Annotated in this window: 15 protein-coding genes and 1 pseudogene; 6 read left to right on the top strand and 10 right to left on the bottom strand. The window is 70.7% G+C overall.

The window, feature by feature from the left end; translation table 11 throughout:
- The first annotated feature begins 114 nt into the window (after positions 1-114).
- The 3 genes from AC0VYN_RS18090 to AC0VYN_RS18080 all read left to right on the top strand — a co-directional run bounded on the left by AC0VYN_RS18090 (position 115) and on the right by AC0VYN_RS18080 (position 3,721).
- Entirely contained in the window at positions 115-1,074 is a 960-nt protein-coding gene (locus AC0VYN_RS18090; RefSeq protein ID WP_475531755.1) for a carbohydrate ABC transporter permease, read from the top strand.
- A gap of 16 nt (positions 1,075-1,090) precedes the next feature.
- Positions 1,091-1,966: a carbohydrate ABC transporter permease gene (locus AC0VYN_RS18085; protein ID WP_475531754.1), complete on the top strand. Its 876-nt coding sequence runs from the start codon at positions 1,091-1,093 to the stop codon at positions 1,964-1,966.
- Between the two features lie 111 nt (positions 1,967-2,077).
- Positions 2,078-3,721, top strand: a complete 1,644-nt coding sequence (locus tag AC0VYN_RS18080) for a glycoside hydrolase family 13 protein (protein ID WP_475531753.1) — start codon at positions 2,078-2,080, stop codon at positions 3,719-3,721.
- A gap of 145 nt (positions 3,722-3,866) precedes the next feature.
- Here the strand turns inward: AC0VYN_RS18080 and AC0VYN_RS18075 are convergent, their stop codons facing one another.
- The 4 genes and pseudogenes from AC0VYN_RS18075 to AC0VYN_RS18060 form a co-directional block, all read right to left on the bottom strand.
- Positions 3,867-5,075 carry a DUF2235 domain-containing protein gene (locus AC0VYN_RS18075; protein ID WP_475531752.1) on the bottom strand — a complete coding sequence of 403 codons (1,209 nt, stop codon included), beginning with the start codon at positions 5,073-5,075 and terminating at the stop codon, positions 3,867-3,869.
- 114 nt (positions 5,076-5,189) lie between these two features.
- A pseudogene (locus tag AC0VYN_RS18070) lies at positions 5,190-5,792 on the bottom strand (N-acetylmuramoyl-L-alanine amidase); the annotation flags it as partial.
- Between the two features lie 162 nt (positions 5,793-5,954).
- Positions 5,955-6,158: a hypothetical protein gene (locus tag AC0VYN_RS18065; protein ID WP_475531751.1), complete on the bottom strand. Its 204-nt coding sequence runs from the start codon at positions 6,156-6,158 to the stop codon at positions 5,955-5,957.
- Positions 6,159-6,162: 4 nt separating this feature from the next.
- On the bottom strand, positions 6,163-6,783 hold the full coding sequence (locus AC0VYN_RS18060; protein ID WP_475531750.1) for an AfsR/SARP family transcriptional regulator: 621 nt from the start codon (positions 6,781-6,783) through the stop codon (positions 6,163-6,165).
- A 564-nt stretch (positions 6,784-7,347) separates the two neighbouring features.
- Here AC0VYN_RS18060 and AC0VYN_RS18055 point away from each other — a divergent pair.
- Entirely contained in the window at positions 7,348-7,887 is a 540-nt protein-coding gene (locus AC0VYN_RS18055; protein ID WP_475536911.1) for an EF-hand domain-containing protein, read from the top strand.
- A 7-nt stretch (positions 7,888-7,894) separates the two neighbouring features.
- Here the strand turns inward: AC0VYN_RS18055 and AC0VYN_RS18050 are convergent, their stop codons facing one another.
- Positions 7,895-8,839, bottom strand: coding sequence for a TIGR01777 family oxidoreductase (locus AC0VYN_RS18050; RefSeq protein ID WP_475531749.1), 945 nt, complete (start codon positions 8,837-8,839; stop codon positions 7,895-7,897).
- A gap of 235 nt (positions 8,840-9,074) precedes the next feature.
- Between AC0VYN_RS18050 and AC0VYN_RS18045 the strand changes: the two genes are divergently transcribed.
- Positions 9,075-9,560, top strand: a complete 486-nt coding sequence (locus AC0VYN_RS18045; protein ID WP_475531748.1) for a hypothetical protein — start codon at positions 9,075-9,077, stop codon at positions 9,558-9,560.
- A gap of 77 nt (positions 9,561-9,637) precedes the next feature.
- Here the strand turns inward: AC0VYN_RS18045 and AC0VYN_RS18040 are convergent, their stop codons facing one another.
- The 3 genes from AC0VYN_RS18040 to AC0VYN_RS18030 form a co-directional block, all read right to left on the bottom strand.
- Positions 9,638-11,374, bottom strand: a complete 1,737-nt coding sequence (locus tag AC0VYN_RS18040) for an immunity 49 family protein (protein WP_475536910.1) — start codon at positions 11,372-11,374, stop codon at positions 9,638-9,640.
- 185 nt (positions 11,375-11,559) lie between these two features.
- Positions 11,560-12,522, bottom strand: a complete 963-nt coding sequence (locus AC0VYN_RS18035) for an NEW3 domain-containing protein (protein WP_475536909.1) — start codon at positions 12,520-12,522, stop codon at positions 11,560-11,562.
- Between the two features lie 71 nt (positions 12,523-12,593).
- A complete protein-coding gene (locus AC0VYN_RS18030) occupies positions 12,594-14,030 on the bottom strand; it encodes a Gfo/Idh/MocA family protein (protein ID WP_475531747.1) in 1,437 nt (478 codons plus the stop codon).
- A 179-nt stretch (positions 14,031-14,209) separates the two neighbouring features.
- Between AC0VYN_RS18030 and AC0VYN_RS18025 the strand changes: the two genes are divergently transcribed.
- Entirely contained in the window at positions 14,210-14,413 is a 204-nt protein-coding gene (locus AC0VYN_RS18025; RefSeq protein ID WP_475531746.1) for an AQJ64_40280 family protein, read from the top strand.
- A gap of 17 nt (positions 14,414-14,430) precedes the next feature.
- Here AC0VYN_RS18025 and AC0VYN_RS18020 read toward each other — a convergent pair whose 3' ends face one another.
- Both AC0VYN_RS18020 and AC0VYN_RS18015 read right to left on the bottom strand, forming a co-directional pair.
- Complete coding sequence (locus AC0VYN_RS18020; RefSeq protein ID WP_475531745.1) at positions 14,431-14,748, bottom strand: TspO/MBR family protein; 318 nt, start codon at positions 14,746-14,748, stop codon at positions 14,431-14,433.
- A 377-nt stretch (positions 14,749-15,125) separates the two neighbouring features.
- Positions 15,126-15,710, bottom strand: coding sequence for a hypothetical protein (locus AC0VYN_RS18015; RefSeq protein WP_475531744.1), 585 nt, complete (start codon positions 15,708-15,710; stop codon positions 15,126-15,128).
- Positions 15,711-15,844: the final 134 nt, after the last annotated feature.

The following is a 15,844-nucleotide window of genomic DNA, read 5'->3' as shown; positions in this document are numbered from 1 at the left end:
CGCCCCGGCGGGGCGTCGCGACCGCCCCGCCGGACGCCGCCCCCCAGGGGAGCGGACCAGACCACTTGTGGCATCCGGGGCGACGCCCCGGCGGACCAGTGTCAAGGAGCGACGATGTCGGCCCCCAGCATGAACCCGAGCAAGGCGGCCAGTCACCGCCGCACCCCTCCGCACGCGGCGGACCCCGAGCCACCGGGCGGACGCTTCGCCAAGAGCCTGCGGCGCAACCTCACGGCCCACGGCTTCCTGATCGGCGCGGTGCTCTGCTTCGCCGTGTTCTCGTGGTACCCGATGATCCGCGAGTTCTTCCTCGCCTTCCAGAAGACGGACAACGGCGACGTCAGCTGGGTGGGGCTGGACAACCTCACCACGGTGTTCAACGACCCCGCGTTCTGGCAGGCGTGGCGCAACACCCTGCTCTTCACGGTCCTGGCCCTGGTCTTCGGCTTCGCCGTACCGTTCGTCGTCGCCGTCGTGATCAACGAGTTCCGGCACGGCAAGGGATACCTGCGGCTGCTCGTCTACCTGCCGGTGATGCTCCCGCCCGTCGCCTCGGTGCTGCTGTTCAAGTACCTGTACGACCCGGGGTACGGGCTGCTCAACGAGGTGTTCGGCTTCTTCGGTCTGCCCGCGCAGCAGTGGCTCCAGGACCCGGACACCTCGATGCTCTCGATCGTCATCGCCTCCACCTGGATGAACATGGGCGGTGCCGCCCTCATCTACCTCGCAGCCCTGCAGGGAATTCCCGGTGAGCTCTACGAGGCGGCGGAGCTGGACGGGGCCGGGGTGCTGCGCAAGATCTGGCACGTGACCATTCCGCAGACGCGGCTGATCCTCTCCCTGATGCTGCTGATGCAGGTCATCTCCACCATGCAGGTCTTCGTCGAGCCCTTCCTGCTCACCGGCGGAGCCGGCCCCGAGGGGTCCACCACCACCGTCGTCTACCTCATCTACCAGTACGCCTTCAACTTCAACGACTACGGCGCCGCGGCAGCCCTGGGGCTGCTCCTGCTCGTCATCCTCGCCGGCTTCTCGGCGGCTTACGTCAAGCTCAACCGCGCCGAGAACGAGTAGGAACCGGAGCCCCGGCATGTCCACACGCACGCTCATCTCACCGGCCCAGCTCGCCAGGCCCCGCGGCAAGGCCGTCTACTGGGTGATGTTCACCGTCGTCGTCGCCGGCTTCACCCTCGTGTTCCTCGGACCGCTGTACTGGATGATCTCCAGCGGCTTCAAGGACACGCAGGAGGTGATCCAGACGCCGCCGACACTCGTGCCCGGCTCCTTCGAGCCGGACAACTACTCCAGGGCCTGGGAGGTCATGGACCTGGCCAAGCTGCTGTTCAACACCCTGTACTACGCGTTCGGCGCTCTGGCCTTCCAACTGGTCCTCGACGTCGCCGCGGCGTACTCGCTCTCCAGACTCCGTCCCGTCTTCGGCAAGGCCGTCCTCGGGGCGATGCTGGCGACGCTGATGATCCCCGCGACCGTCCTGGTCGTCCCCCAGTACCTCACCGTGCTCGACGTGCCCGTCGTCGAACGCAACCTCCTCAACACCCCCTGGGCCATCTGGCTCCCGTCGGTCACCAACGCCTTCAACATCTTCCTGCTGAAGCGGTTCTTCGACTCGATCCCCAAGGAACTGCTGGACGCGGCCGCCATGGACGGCGCGAGCCCGATGCGCACGCTCCGGTCGATCGTCCTGCCGATCTCCCGCCCGATCCTGGGCGTGGTCTCCATCTTCGCGATCGTCGGCGTCTGGAAGGACTTCCTCTGGCCGATGCTCGTCCTGCCCGACCCGGCCATGCAGACCCTGAACGTCGGCATCTACTCGCTCTCCAACGGCGTACCGATGAACGTGCTGATCGCCGCGCTCACCATCGCCTCACTGCCGACGCTCCTGATCTTCCTGATCTTCCAGCGCAACATCATGAGCGGCCTCACCGCCGGCGGGCTCAAGGGCTGACCCTTCCGGAACCCCGCACCCCGCCTCTCCCAAGCCTTCGCCGCCGACCCGTCCGACGCCCCGCTTCCGGGCCGGCGGCGAAGACCCACCCTGCCCGAAAGGACCGCACCCGTGGCAGCCCCTCTTCCGCCCCGCACCGACGACTGGTGGCGCGACGCCGTCATCTACCAGGTGTACCCACGCAGCTTCGCCGACGGCGACGGCGACGGCACCGGGGACCTCGCGGGCGTCCGGGCGAGACTGCCCTACCTCGCCGGTCTCGGCATCGACGCCGTGTGGTTCACCCCCTGGTACGCCTCCCCCCTGGTCGACGGCGGCTACGACGTGGCCGACTACCGCACCATCGATCCCGCCTTCGGCACCCTGGACGAGGCGGAGAAGCTGATCGCCGACGCCGCAGAACTCGGCATCCGCGTCATCGTCGACATCGTCCCCAACCACGTCTCCGACCAGCACGCCTGGTTCCGCGCCGCCCTCGCCGCCGGCCCCGGCAGCCCGGAGCGGGAGCGCTTCCACTTCCGGCCCGGCCGGGGTGAGAACGGCGAACTCCCGCCCAACGACTGGCCCTCGCAGTTCTCCGGCGCCACCTGGACGCGGGTGCCCGACGGCGAGTGGTACCTGCACCTGTTCACCCCCGAGCAGCCCGACCTGAACTGGGCCCACCGCGACGTCCGCCGCGAGCACGAGGACATCCTCCGCTTCTGGTTCGACCGGGGCGTCGCCGGCGTGCGCATCGACTCGGCCGCCCTGCTCGTGAAGGACCCCGCGCTCGCCGACTTCGAGGAGGGCGTCGACCCCCACCCGTACATCGACCAGGACGAGATCCACGACATCTACCGTTCCTGGCGGTCGATCGCCGACGAGTACGGCGCCGTGTTCGTCGGCGAGGTCTGGCTGCCCGACGCCGAGCGCTTCGCGCGGTACCTGCGCCCCGACGAACTGCACACCGCTTTCAACTTCAACCTCCTCACCTGCCCGTGGGACCCGGACCGGCTGCGCGCCACCATCGACGCGACCCTCGCCGAGCACGCTCCCGTCGGCGCTCCCGCCACCTGGGTCCTCGCCAACCACGACGTCACCCGGACGGTCACCCGCTACGGCCGCGCCGACACCGCGTTCGACTTCGCGACCAAGGCGTTCGGCACCCCGACCGACCTGGCGCTCGGCACCCGCAGGGCACGCGCCGCCGCCCTGCTGACCCTGGCCCTGCCCGGCTCGGTCTACCTCTACCAGGGGGAGGAACTGGGGCTGCCGGAAGCCGACATCCCCCTGGACCGCATCCAGGACCCCATGCACTTCCGCTCCGGCGGCACCGACCCGGGACGCGACGGCTGCCGGGTGCCGTTGCCGTGGACGGCCACGGCACCCTGGTGGGGCTTCGGTTCGGCGACGGAACCGTGGCTGCCGCAGCCCGGTGACTGGGCCCGCTACGCCGTCGACCGGCAGCTCGACGACCCGGAGTCGATGCTCACGCTGTACCGGGAGGCCCTGGTGCTGCGCCGGACCGGCAAGGGCTTCGGCGACGGCACCATGACCTGGCTGCCCGCCCCGGAGGGCGTCCTGGCCTTCAGCCGGACGGACGGCCTGGTCTGCGTGGTCAACCTGTCCGGCGAACCGGTCGGCCTGCCCCCGCACGAGCGGATACTGCTCTCCAGCGCCCCGCTCGCCCCCGACGGCCTCCTGCCGTGCGACACGGCGGTGTGGCTGCGTACCGGGCGCCGTGCGGGGCCCGGTACGACCGAGACGGTTCGCTGAAGGTCCGGGGCAAGCGGGTGGCGACGAAGCACGTCTTCCTGATCGAAATGATCGAAGCCAGTCGCGGCACGGAGATGAGGGCACCGCGCGAGGGCACCGCGCACCGTCCGGCCGGCCTCCGGCAGGGTTGCCTGCGGGTACGGCGTCATGTGGAGCGGTCGAGTCCGTCGTGTGCGTCGGCCGCCGCTCCCCGGCCGGACACGGCCGACGGCATGGGCGGCAGGCCCGCGGAGAGGCCCGGCAACAGGACGGGTTCCAGCCGTACCCGCTCCTGCCTGCGCAGGTAGCGTTCCAGCTCCGGTGGCCGGTAGTCCGCGTTCCGGTCGTGACGCTCCTTAGCGGGCACCGAGAGGAACTCGTTGCCGTCGGGCTGGCCGTCCTCGCCCACCGCCTCCCCGAGGGGCCGGTGCAGCGGCTCGGCCAGTCGGTACATACCCGTCCGCGAGACGTGGAGAGTGTCCGAACCGTCCGGCCGCACGCGGAAGCCGACGCTTTCCGAAGGCCGCATCACCCGCGGCCCGTCCGTGCTCAGCGCCTCGGTGTCGAACTCCAGCCCATGCCTGCGGGCCTGGTCGACCATCCACAGCAGGGCGACGTCGGACAGTCCCGTCTCCCGGTAACCGCCACCGACGTCGCAGTGCACTCCGGCGAACCACACCTGCTTCAGCTCCTGACCCGAGGCGGCGGCACCGGACTTCTGATGCCACAGCGTCGGCCGGAACGCCGAGCGCTGCTCGTCGACGGCCAGCGCGTGGAAGGCCGCCTTGACCCAGCCGCTCAGTTCGGTGTTGTGGAACGCCCAGCGGTGGTTGAAGCGCTCCGCCGCCGGCTGGAGCCATGTCGCGTCCGGAACCGGGACGCCCAGGGCGCCGACCGTGTCCCACACCCCGACGAAACCGATCTCCGTCTCGCGCGCGTAGGAGCGGCGGAACAAGGTGGCGGCCGCGCCGTTCGGTTGCTCGATCCGGTCACGGTACAGAGCCCAGGCCTCGGGAATCCGGTCCGCGTGGTCCCGACGCACGATGCCGCTGTTGCGTACCAGCCCTGCGAGGCTGCGGGCCGTGAACGCGCCGCGGCTGAAGCCGAACAGGAACAGTTCGTCGTCGGGCTCGTACGTCTCGACGAGGAACCGGTAGGCGTCCAGAATGTTCTGGGACAACCCCACACCGAACGCGCCGCCCCGCAGGCGCTCTCCCCGCCGGCTGCCTACACCACTGTGGTAGTAGACGCGTTGCTCCGTCCCGGCGACGGACCCGGGGAGCACGGACAGGGCGACCTTGGCGACGTTCGTCCTGCTCGGCTGGTCGGCGACATTCCATGTCCCGTCGCAGCAGACGACCAGACGCTTGGCCATGACCATCCCTCCTCGTGAAAGCTCGGAACGGCACACAACGCAGCCCCCGTCACGCGTTGTGCGCCGCCTGGTTGTTGCCGTCTCAGGGCCCGGGCCCTACCGCATCACATGGGTCCCGGCCAGAGCGGCGCTCAGACGGTCCTTGATCCGGCCCCGCATCGAGGCCATGGTGAAGCCCTTGGGGTCGATCTTGCCGGGCTGCCATTCCAGGTGACCGATCACGCTGCGCTCGGTCCAGTGGTGAGCCCGGCAGATGGCGGCGGCCGCCTTCTCGATCGCCTTCAGCTGCTCTTCGGGCCAGGGGTCGACGCCGTCGCCGAGGTTGATCGCCTCGAAGCCGTAGAAGTGCTGGTTGCCGTCGGTGTTGGCCTCGTTGTCGGGCGGCAGCGCGACCTCGTCGATCACCGCGCGCAGTACGTCGTCGTCACCGAGCCCGGCGTGGTTGGCGCGGCCGTTGCCGACCATGTGCACGGTGCCGTCCTTGGCGATGACTCCGTGGCACAACGGCCCGGGCAGGGCGGCGTGGCCGTCGTAGCAGAGCTGGACGCTGCCCGTCGTGCCGCTGGTGACCGTGTGATGGATCATCACCCCGTTCACCGGGCCCCAGGGCCCCTTGTGATTGCGGTTGTGGGTGCGCCACGACCGGTGCTCGACGACGGTGAGTCCTTCGGCGCGCAGCGCGTCGAGGAGCCGATCTGCTGACATTGGGGTGGCCATGGCTGTCCTCCTCGGGTTGCCGTGCACAGGAGATCTCCTCGACGGACGGCCTCCGCGAGGAGCCCCCGTGACATGAGAGGGTCCTGTCGACCCCCTGATGGTTCGAGTGTCCCGGCCGAGGCGTCACCGACGTGTGACGGCCGCGTGGCCCGCCGCCGATCGTCACCCTCCGTCGGGGTCGACCAGCATCTCCTCCAGCCATTCCTGGACCACCCGGCACACGGCGTCGACCCGGGTGAGCGTCATGTCGCGCTCGACGCCCGAGGCGATGTCGGCGGTCGCGCGGACGTGCGCGCGCAGGGGACGGGCGGAGCCTTCCTCCACCCAGACCCGGAGGATCATCACGCCGGTGCTCGAACGTGTCATGCCTTCACCGTGCGGGCCGGCCGTCACCGCGGCGTGACGGGGCGAGACCGGCTACCAGCCGGTGCAGCCGCTCGGTCGGCTCCAGCCCCAGCTCGTCGTACAGGCGGCGTCCGTATCGGGCGAACGCGTGCAGGGCCTCGGACGGGTTGCCCTGCGCCAGGTGGGCTCGGACCAGACACACCTGGCCGCTCTCGCGCAGCGGATCGGCGTGCACGGCGGCCTGCGCGGCGGTGACGGCGTCGGCATGGCGCCGTGCCGTGATCAGCCGTTCGGCCAGCGTCTCCAGGGCGTGCAGTCGCAACTGCCGCCAGTCCTCGGCCTCCAGCAGCGCCCAGTCGTCGTACCAGCCGGGCAGCAGGTCCGCGGAGAGGGCTTCGATCGCTTCCAGGACGGAACAGCCGGGGAGCCGGCCGGCCTCGGCGGAGGCAAGGATGTGGAGGGCGGTCCGGCGGGCTTCGTGGAGGTCGACGGTGGTCTCGGGGGCCAGACGTACCTCGGCCGTGCCGATCTCCAGGGCCTGCCGGCCGGCCTGGTGCAGGCGTGCCAGGGCCGATCGGAGATTGGCGTGCGCACTGTGCTCGGGCGACGCCGGCCACAGAGTGCCCGCGATGAGAGGGCGGGGCACTGCCGCACGGGCGCACAGGGCGACGAATGCCAGGACGCGCTCCGACCCCGCCGGGACGGCAGCCGGCTCCCCGCCGACCCAGAGACCGAAGCCGCCCAGGACACCGATGCACGCTCCGGGTCCGGCCCGCCCGGACGGCGCGGCAGCCGCAGCGGAAGCCGGGGAGGATGGAACCGGGAGGCCTTGCCGCGGTGCCCGCCGGCCGACCGAGCCGCGATCATCTCGGTGCCCGTTGCCCATAACCTTCCTTTGCCGGAACACAGTTCCGGCACCGCCGGAACGACTGGCGGAGGGCACACCCGCACCGGGTCGGGCGAGGCCCGGGCCTCCGGGCCGAACGTCCCCCGGTCCACGGGCAAGCCCGCGGTTCGTACGTCCAGTCTCCGCTCGGCCAGGGGGCGCGGCAACTCGGGCCCGGGGCGCACGCCTGATCGAACCGGCGCTCGGTGCGTTCGTACGGGGCGTGGTGTCACACGTCGGGCCTGATGCGCTCGAGAGCGCTGTTGGGTGACGGGTGGAACTGGACAGCCTGTACCCGAAACAGTGAGTCGAGGGGGGTTCGTGGTGGCCAGTGGGTTCCAGAGGACGAAGATCAAGCCGATGTTCGATGTCTTCGACGTGGACGGCAACGGCTGTCTGGAGAAGGGGGACTTCGAGGCGCTGGCGGCGCGATGGGGCCGGTTGCCACGGGTGACGGCGAATCCCGAGCTGGCCGCGCGTGTGCGTGAAGTGATCATGGGATGGTGGCAGCATCTGTCGGCCGCCGCGCACCGGGGCGAGCAGGTCGGCATGGACGAGCTGATGACCGTGGTCGACCGGCTGCCGTCGATGCCGGAGGCCGTCATGGCGACGGCCGACACCATCTTCGACGCGGTGGACGAGAACGGTGACGGGCGTATCTCCCGTGCCGAGCACCAGCGGCTCATCGACACCTGGCACGGCCGCAGGATGGCGACGGGGGATGTGTTCGACCGTCTCGACCAGGACGGCGACGGTTACCTCGGGCGCGCTGAGTTCGCGCTGCTGTGGACGCAGTTCTGGATCAGTGACGATCCGTCCGAACCCGGCAACGTGATGTGCGGGCCCCTGGCCCCGGTCGCCTGAGGGCTACTCACCGTCCCCCGGCGTGGCGCCGCACGAGGGACCTCGCGGCCCCCCGCCACTCGGGATGGGCGAAGGTGAACCCGGCGGCGCGCAGCCGACCCGGCACCACCCGACGGCTCTTGAGGAGCAGCTCCGTGTCCGAGCGCAGCGCGACCGCCCCCAGCTCGGCCATCCAGCGCGTCGCCGGGAGCCCCACCGGCATCCCCCACGCCGTGCGCAGCGCCCGCATGAACGCGCGCTGGGGGAGGGGGCCGGGCGAGGCGAGGTTCACCGGCCCCTCGAGGTCGTCCCGGTCGATCAGGAATTCCACCGCGCGTACGAAGTCCTCGTCGTGGATCCAGGACACGTACTGCGCGCCCCCGGCGACCGGGCCACCCAGCCCGAGGCGCGCCAGCCACGACAGCACGTCGAAGACGCCGCCCCGGTCAGGGCTCATGACCATCGCCGAGCGCAGCGCTACTTTGCGGGTCGCGGGAGTCGGCGCCTCGGTCTGCGCGCGCTCCCAGTTCTTCGCGATCTCGACGCTGTACGCCCAGTAGTCCGGCACCCCGGCCTCCGAGCCACCGATCACCCCGGCCGCCTCGTCGTGTGCCGTGCCGTAGGTGTGGGCGTAGACCGTCGCCGTACTCATCTGCAGCCAGACGCGCGGTGGCCGCCTGGCGGCGGCGATCGCCTCGCCCACGACCCGCGTCGAATCGACCCGCGAGTCCATCATGGTCCGCAGGTTCTCGGCGGTGTAACGGCACGAGACGCTGCGTCCGGCCAGGTTGATGACGGCATCGCAGCCGTCGATCGCCGCGGCCCAGCGGCCGAGCGTGGCCCCGTCCCAGCCGACGTCGCGCGCTCGCGCAGGGCGCCGGGTCAGTACCGTCACCTCGTGACCGGCGGCCGTCAGCGCACGGTCGAGAACCGTGCCCACCTGTCCGGTTCCTCCGGGCAGCACTACCTTCATCGGACCCCCTCGGCCTTCGCTCGGCTCAGCGTAGCTCCCAATTTTGAACATGTTCAACTCGGCGGTCCGGTACGCATGCCGAGCCGACCGGCTCGGGATGCCTCGCCGGAGTGCCGCCGGTCCGATTCGGCGGAGATTTCGTGAAAAGGCGGATACCGGGTTCCCGGAAAGTGGAGCATTCCGTGTGCTGCCGGTCATGTGCCGGATCAGCGACATCTCCCCACAGGAGTAGCGGATGAAGCGATTGCGGAGAACACGGCTGCTGGGCCTCGGAGTCATGGCGCTGCTGCTCGGCCTGGTGGCCGCGCCCACCGCGCAGGCGGCGCCGGCCGAGGCGGTGGGGGCGCACGCCGCTGCCCCCGCGGCCGTCGAGTGCAGTGGCAGCTGGGACGGCAAGACGTACTGGGCTAAGAGCCCCGCGGGGCGCAGCGGGGGCGGCTACGCGCGCACCTACTGGAACGCCTCGACCAAGCGCAACTGCGCGAAGTTCTGGTCCAGCCCCTACGACGGCCTGGCGTCGAACATCACGCTGTACCTCCACGACGAGAGCGGCGACTACGCCGCCGACCCACCTCCGGAGCACCCGCAGAACTACCACTACTACGCAGGACCGCTCTACACCTGGTTCAACGCGACCGGTCACTGCATCCACCTGAGCGGCTCGCTCGTCCGGGGCGGGGTGACCTACCGCCTCAGCACCCCGGACATCCGTTGCGGCTGACGGACCGTCGCTGACGGACGGCCCGCCGGCCTCGCTCGTCGCATCGGCTGCGGGCCCCCGATCCCTCGGACCAGGCCCTAGAAGGGCTCGGCGGCCCGCAGAAGGCTCTGCGGCAGGTAGGGGGATTCGACGCGGACGGCCCAGCCGCGGCGGCGGGCGTGGCAGGCCAGGGCGAGAACGTCGAGGTCGACGGAGGCATCGGGATCGTCCGCTCGGTCGGCGACCTGGTAGTAGGCGCGGTGGCCCTCGAGGGCGTCGGCCAGGGCCAGGTTGAAACTCTCCTCGTCGCCTTCCACGAGCTGCGACAGCAGCACGGCCGGGGGCATGGCGAAACCCCAGTCCTCGGCCTTCTCGTCCTGCTCCAGCGCACGCCGCGCGGCCTGCTCGGTGTCGGTGCCGGTCAAGTAGGCATGGAGGGCCTCGCGGTACGCGGTGAAGGCGGATCCGTCCGGGCGGGCGAAGGCGGGTCCGGTGAGCACCAGCGGAGCCAGGTCCTCGCGTGCGCCCGTGATCAGGGCGAAGGCGGTGGCCGTATGCCAGTTGTGGGCGCCGGCTTCTTCGCCCCGCCCGGCCGGGTAGCGCAGCGTGCGGCCGCCAATGGTCACCTCCGCCTCTGTGCCCGGCTCCGCCAGGGCGATACGGAACAGGGCCGCCCCCATCCCGGAGGCCAGCCGAGCGCTGGCGAGCAGGGCGTCCGTGCCCCCGTCGGGGTCACCCGCGTGCCACTTGAAGAGCCGCTCCTGATCGCCCATGACCCAGCCGAGCCGCGAAACGGAGAGAGGCTTTCCGTCGGCCGAGGTGAACGCCTTGCGGAGGGCCTCCTCGTACCCGGCCCTGGTCTGCGGGTGCACGGTCCACTCGCAGTCCGGCCGCTCCACCACCAGCGGGCCCGCGGCGAGTGCGGCGACCGCGTCCGGCCGCCGCTTCCGGCCGAACCCCGCGACCCGTGGGCCCCGGGTCGCGAAGCCGGTGATCAAGGCGTGCGGGAGGTAGTCGGTCTGAACGGCCGGCGCCCAGCCCAGACTCCGGTACGCCAGCACGGCGAGGGCGATGGGGACCAGCGGAAGAAGGCTGCTGGGGGAGGCCGAGGCACTGTGCAGGGCGGAGTGCCCGACCAGGAGGTCGGACAGCGCGGCATCGAAGGCATCCCGGTCCTCCGCGGCCAGGGCACGCAGTGTACGCAGCGCCACGCTGTCCGGCCGCTCCGTCAGCGGCTCGCCCGTCTCCTCCGCGCGGGCCCGGACCCGGTCCAGGGCCGCGTCGACAGCGGCGAGCCTGTCCCGCGCGCTCGGCGGATACCGCTCGTCGTCGCCGGTGTCGTCCAGGACCACGGCCATCAGTCCGGTGGCCAGCTCGCCGACGGGTGTTCCCTGCACCCGCCCGGCGAACTTCTGCCGGGCGAAGTGGAATGCCTCGCCGTGCGCCTTGGCCCTGTCCCGGAGGACCGACAGGCACAGCGCGTCGATCCACGCCCCGGGCGTGACGCTCTCCTCGGGGGCGTCCTCGCCGGGGTCGTAGCTCATGCCGAAGTTCACGTACTCCAGGAAGACCTGGAAGCTGCAGTGCGGGTGGTACGCGGCGTAGGCGACGGCACCGGCGGCGGCCTCGGAGGCGTCCTTGAGCGCGGCTCTCGCCTCCGGGGTGTCGAGGTCGGGCGTCTCCACGGAGAGGGCGCCCAAATAGTCGAGGAACTCCTCGGCGATCGACTGCCATTCATAAGTGGTCATCCGGTCGGCCCGCGACATGGACCGCACCAGCCCCCCGATCCGGTTCGTGAAGTCCTCGCGTGCGGCCGACACGACGGCCTCGCCCACCTGATGACGCTCTATCCGCACTGCCCTGCTCCTTGATCGGATCGTGGGGGCCAGCGTAGATGCCGGGTCCGACAGCGGGCCGGAATCGGGGAAGCCGGGAGCAGCGGCCCTGATGCCGACCGGACATGCGGACGGCCCGCCGCGAAGCGCGCCGAGCCGTCTGCGTGCGGTGGGGTCCCGTGCCGTCAGGGGGCTATGACCATGTCGAAGATGTGGACGTTGCCGTTGGACGGGAGCACCACGAACTGGACCTGCTTCGTGGCGTCCAGCGGGACGGAGTGGGCGAAGATCCGGTAGGCGATGCCCGCGTTCCCGTAGCCGTCCTGCCGGTTGCGGCCGTCGGCGGAGGCCACCAGCGTCGCGCCGTGGGCGTCGGCAGGGTCGAAGGACCAGTTGGGGAAGCCGAACGAGCCGCGGCTGCTGGTGCCGTCGGTGTAGTACACCGTGGCTGTACCGGTGGCTCCGCCGCTCACGCCGGAGCCGAGGAAGACCAGCTTGCCGCCCTTGCCGCTCAGTGCGATCGCCTGGCCCGCACTGGAGACGTTGCCCTTGGTGCCGGGAGCCGCCGCCGGCCAGGTCAGCTCGGCACCCAGCGCCTCGACCCGGCCGCCCGGAGTCAGCCCGGCGGCGGCCAGCTTCTGCGCGGAGAAGCTGTTGCCGTCCCCGTCGTAGTTGCCGGGCCCGGTGTTGCTCTCATCCGTGACCCCCACGTTGTTGTAGGCGGCCGAGAGGTCGGAAAGAGGAGCGCCGCTCGTCTGGGTACGGGTGGCGGTTGCCGAGCCCAGGCCGTCGCCGCCGGCGTAGGTGGCCGTGGCGGTGAAGCTGCGCAGCGTGAAACCGCCGCGCTGCTCGGGAACCTGGATGCGGAACTCCGTGGAGGCCGAGGCTCCCTGCGCGAACGTTCCGGCGATGCCTGCGACGCCCGGCTGGACGGCCCAGCCGACCGGACCCGTGAACGACACCTTCAGCGACCGCATCTTCCCCGGCCCGGCGTTCTTCACGGTCACCTTCACCGTCGAGATGGCCGGACCGTCCAGGTCGACGGGTGAGATCGACACCTCGGTCCGTACGGCCGCGGGCTCGGGCGGTGGTTCGGCGGCGGTGGCGGCGGGCGCGAAGGCGAGTGTCACCGCCGCCGCCACCGCCATGGCTCTGAGCGAACCGATCAAGCGGGTCAACTTCACTGACTGCTCCTTCTGTCGGTCGTCCGGGAAGGCGCTCAGGCCACGGGAGGCATGCTCGATTCACGGGAGTCCAGGCCCAGGCGCAGGTTCACCCAGGAGCCGCGGGTGAAGTCCGGGATCGCCACCGGACGGCCGCCCATCGCAAGCGACTTGACGCTCAGCGGGACGGGGGAGCACCAGGCCGCCGAGTCGTAGACGTCGATGTCGGGGACGAGTCCGGACCGCATCAGCTGGACGGTACGCCACTGCAGCACGTAGTCCATGCCGCCGTGGCCGCCGTTGTTCGCCGCGTCGTCGCCGATCTTCTTCCAGAGCCAGTGGTCGAACTCCTTCCGGTACGCGTCGAAGTCGCGCCAGGAGTGCCCACTGTGGTCGGGCTCGACGTAGATCCGCCCGCCGGTCGACGACGTGCCCGCGTAGTCCTCGAAGATGCCGCGGCTGCCGGCCAGACTGTTGATGCGACTGTAGGGCCGGGGCGAGCTGACGTCGTGCTCGGCCCGGATGACGCGGCCCTTGGCGGTGTCGATCAGACAGGTGACCAGGTCACCGTTGATGTAGGTCTCCTTCCACGAGGGATGGGACCTGTCGATGAACCGCTCCCGGTAGTCGGCCAGCCCCTTGGGCTCGGTGGCGGTGGCCCTCAGTACGGTCATGCGGTCGCCGCGGTTGATGTCCATCGCGGCGGCGATCGGCGCGAGGCCGTGCATCGCATAGAAGGAGGCGGTGCTGCGGGTGTGCCACAGGCGCCGCCAGGAGTCGGTGTAGTACGTGTCGGAGAACAGCAGTTCACGCAGGTCGTGCAGGTAGCCTCCGTGGCCGTTGGTGACGTCGCCGAACAGCCCGTCGTGGGCCATCTTCAGCATCGCCAGCTCGTTGCGGCCGTAGCAGCAGTTCTCCGAGAGGAGCAGATGCCGGCGAGTGCGTTCCGAGGTGTCGACGAGGTCCCAGAGCTCGTCGAGTTCGGTGGCGATGGGGAGTTCGACGACGACGTGCTTGCCGGCTTCCAGCGAGGCCTTGCCGTGCTCGTAGTGGAACTCCCAGGGCGTGGCGATGTACACGAGGTCGATGTCGTCCCGCCGCAGCATCTGCGCGTAGGCGTCCTCGGTGCCGCCGTACTCGGCGGGGCGGGGCTTGCCCTGCGCGACGAGGCGGTCGGCGAGCGCCTTGGCACGGTTGGCGCGGATGTCGCAGACGGCGGTGACCCGGCAGCCGGGGACGGCTGCCCACCCCTCGCCCATGCCGGACCCGCGGTTCCCGATCCCGATCAGGCCGACGCGGACGGTGCCGTAGGTGTCGAAGGGCACGTTGATCATCGACTTCTGGGCACTGCCGCGCCGGGGCGAGGCGGCCGGAAGTGGCGCGGCGGGATCACCGGGTGCCGCGTGCGCGGCCCCGGCACCGGCCACCATCGCCCCGGTGGCCAACGCACCTCCCAGGAGCAGGCGGCGTGAGACTGCGGGGATTTCGGGCATGGGGACGCTCCTTCGGTCCGCGACCGGGCATCACTGGCGGCAACGACTCTGACGGGACCGACGGAGGCGTGTCAATAGTTGCTCAAAGAGGCGTCACTTCGAACAGAAACAAGCAAGTGCCGGTGCGTCAGCACACAGGGGTGGTCCATGGGCCGGCACCGTCACTGTGCGTAGGCGGAGTGACGCATCACGACTGCTTCGTCGACTCCGACGGAGTCATCCGTTTTCCCTACGACCCGCAGAGCGACGACAGCGTGACGCATTGGGCGGAGCTGCCCACCCTGCCCGGTGCGCCGACGCATCTCCTCCTCGGGGAGGACGTGCGGCCGGCCCTGCGCGACGCCTGGAGTTCACGCCCCGGCATCCGAAGCCTCGGAGCTTGACAGATCGTTCCTCGCGGTCAGTTGCGGCGGGCGAGGGAGGCGCTGAGTGCGGTGGCGACCAGGCCCCAGCCCGCATGCGGAGCCAGTGCCGCGGCGGCCTTGGGATCGCCGCGCCACACCTGGCGGACGAGCTGGACGTTGCTCGCGTCCAGCAGCACGGTGCCCCAGACGCCGGCGGTCGGACTGCGACGGCCGAAAAACAGCCATGTCCACGACGCGTTGAGAGCCAGATTCGCACCGAAGCCGATCATCAGGGCGCGCCGCCGGCGTCCGTCGGCACGGCTCACGGCATGTCCGGCACTCCACGCGATCGAGGCGTACAACGGCGTCCACACGGCGGGAAACGCCCAGGCAGGTGGCTGCCAGCCGGGCTTGTCCAGCGATGCCAGGTGTCCGACCGGCCGGCCGCCCGCGCACCTGTCCAGGCGCTCACGGACACCGCGGCGCCGGACACCACGTACGGCCAGCGGCCGGCTGAGAGACGGGAAACGAGTGTGCGCTTCGGTTTCATGCCGTCCGTGTACCCATGCGCTGTGGTGTCGTGGCTGTGACGGTCCTTGACCGGGCCGCGGGCGCCGCCGCGAAGATCAGTACGGATGCCCAGGCCCCCGGGACCGGGCCGGACCCGGCTGCGGCGACGAACCCGGAGGAAGACGCCCGCACCGGCCCGGTCGGTACGTCGAAACCGCGACGGTCGCTCGTCTTCCGGATCTCAGCCGAAGATGTCCATGAGATCCGGCCAGGAGCCGTCGCCGGCGGGACGGGGCCGCATCGGGATCGGATCCGGGTAGGTCTCTGCCGCGACCCGCGCGCGGACGATGTCGGGCCCGCCGCAGGCCGCGAGCGCGAAGTCGCCGAAAACCTCGGCATATGCGGCAGGATCGCGGAATTCCACGCCGAACGCTCGGCCGTCCTGCAGCGGCACCCACACCACCCGGTCGAAGCGCCGCCACTCCCGCACCGGCTGGTCGTCCGCGGTCGACCGCCCTTCCAGCCACAGCCGGGCCACGTGCAGCAGGTTGATCCTCTCCATCGGCAGCCGTTTGCGTCGCACCCGCAGTTCCTGCGTCGTCAGCTCGACGCGCTGGTCCTTCTTCGGGTACCAGACGACGCCGATCCCGAACGGCACCCACAGCAGGATTCCGATCAACGGCCAGGCCAGAGCGTCGCCCCACGACCGGAGCAGCCCGCCGTCCAGAAGGTAGAGGGCCCCGAAGACCAGGACCCACTTCGCCGTCATCCGCCAGAACCCCGTGCCCTGCCGGTACAGGACCCGTCGCTTCCCCGTCATCGTCATGCCCGCACGCTATCCGCCGCCCCACAGCTCACCGTAGGCGCCCTCGACACGTCTCCAACTGGTCGCGGCGTGCCGCGACAACCGCTGAACTGCTCGGCGTTGTGAGTACCTCAGTGGCGTCCAGGGCCGGATGG

This window comes from Streptomyces sp. 63XJN7_1_ISO-PGPR-S23-121, assembly GCF_056173025.1.
The sequence above is the reverse complement of the archived record's forward strand: the minus strand, read 5'-3'. Positions and strand labels throughout refer to the sequence as shown.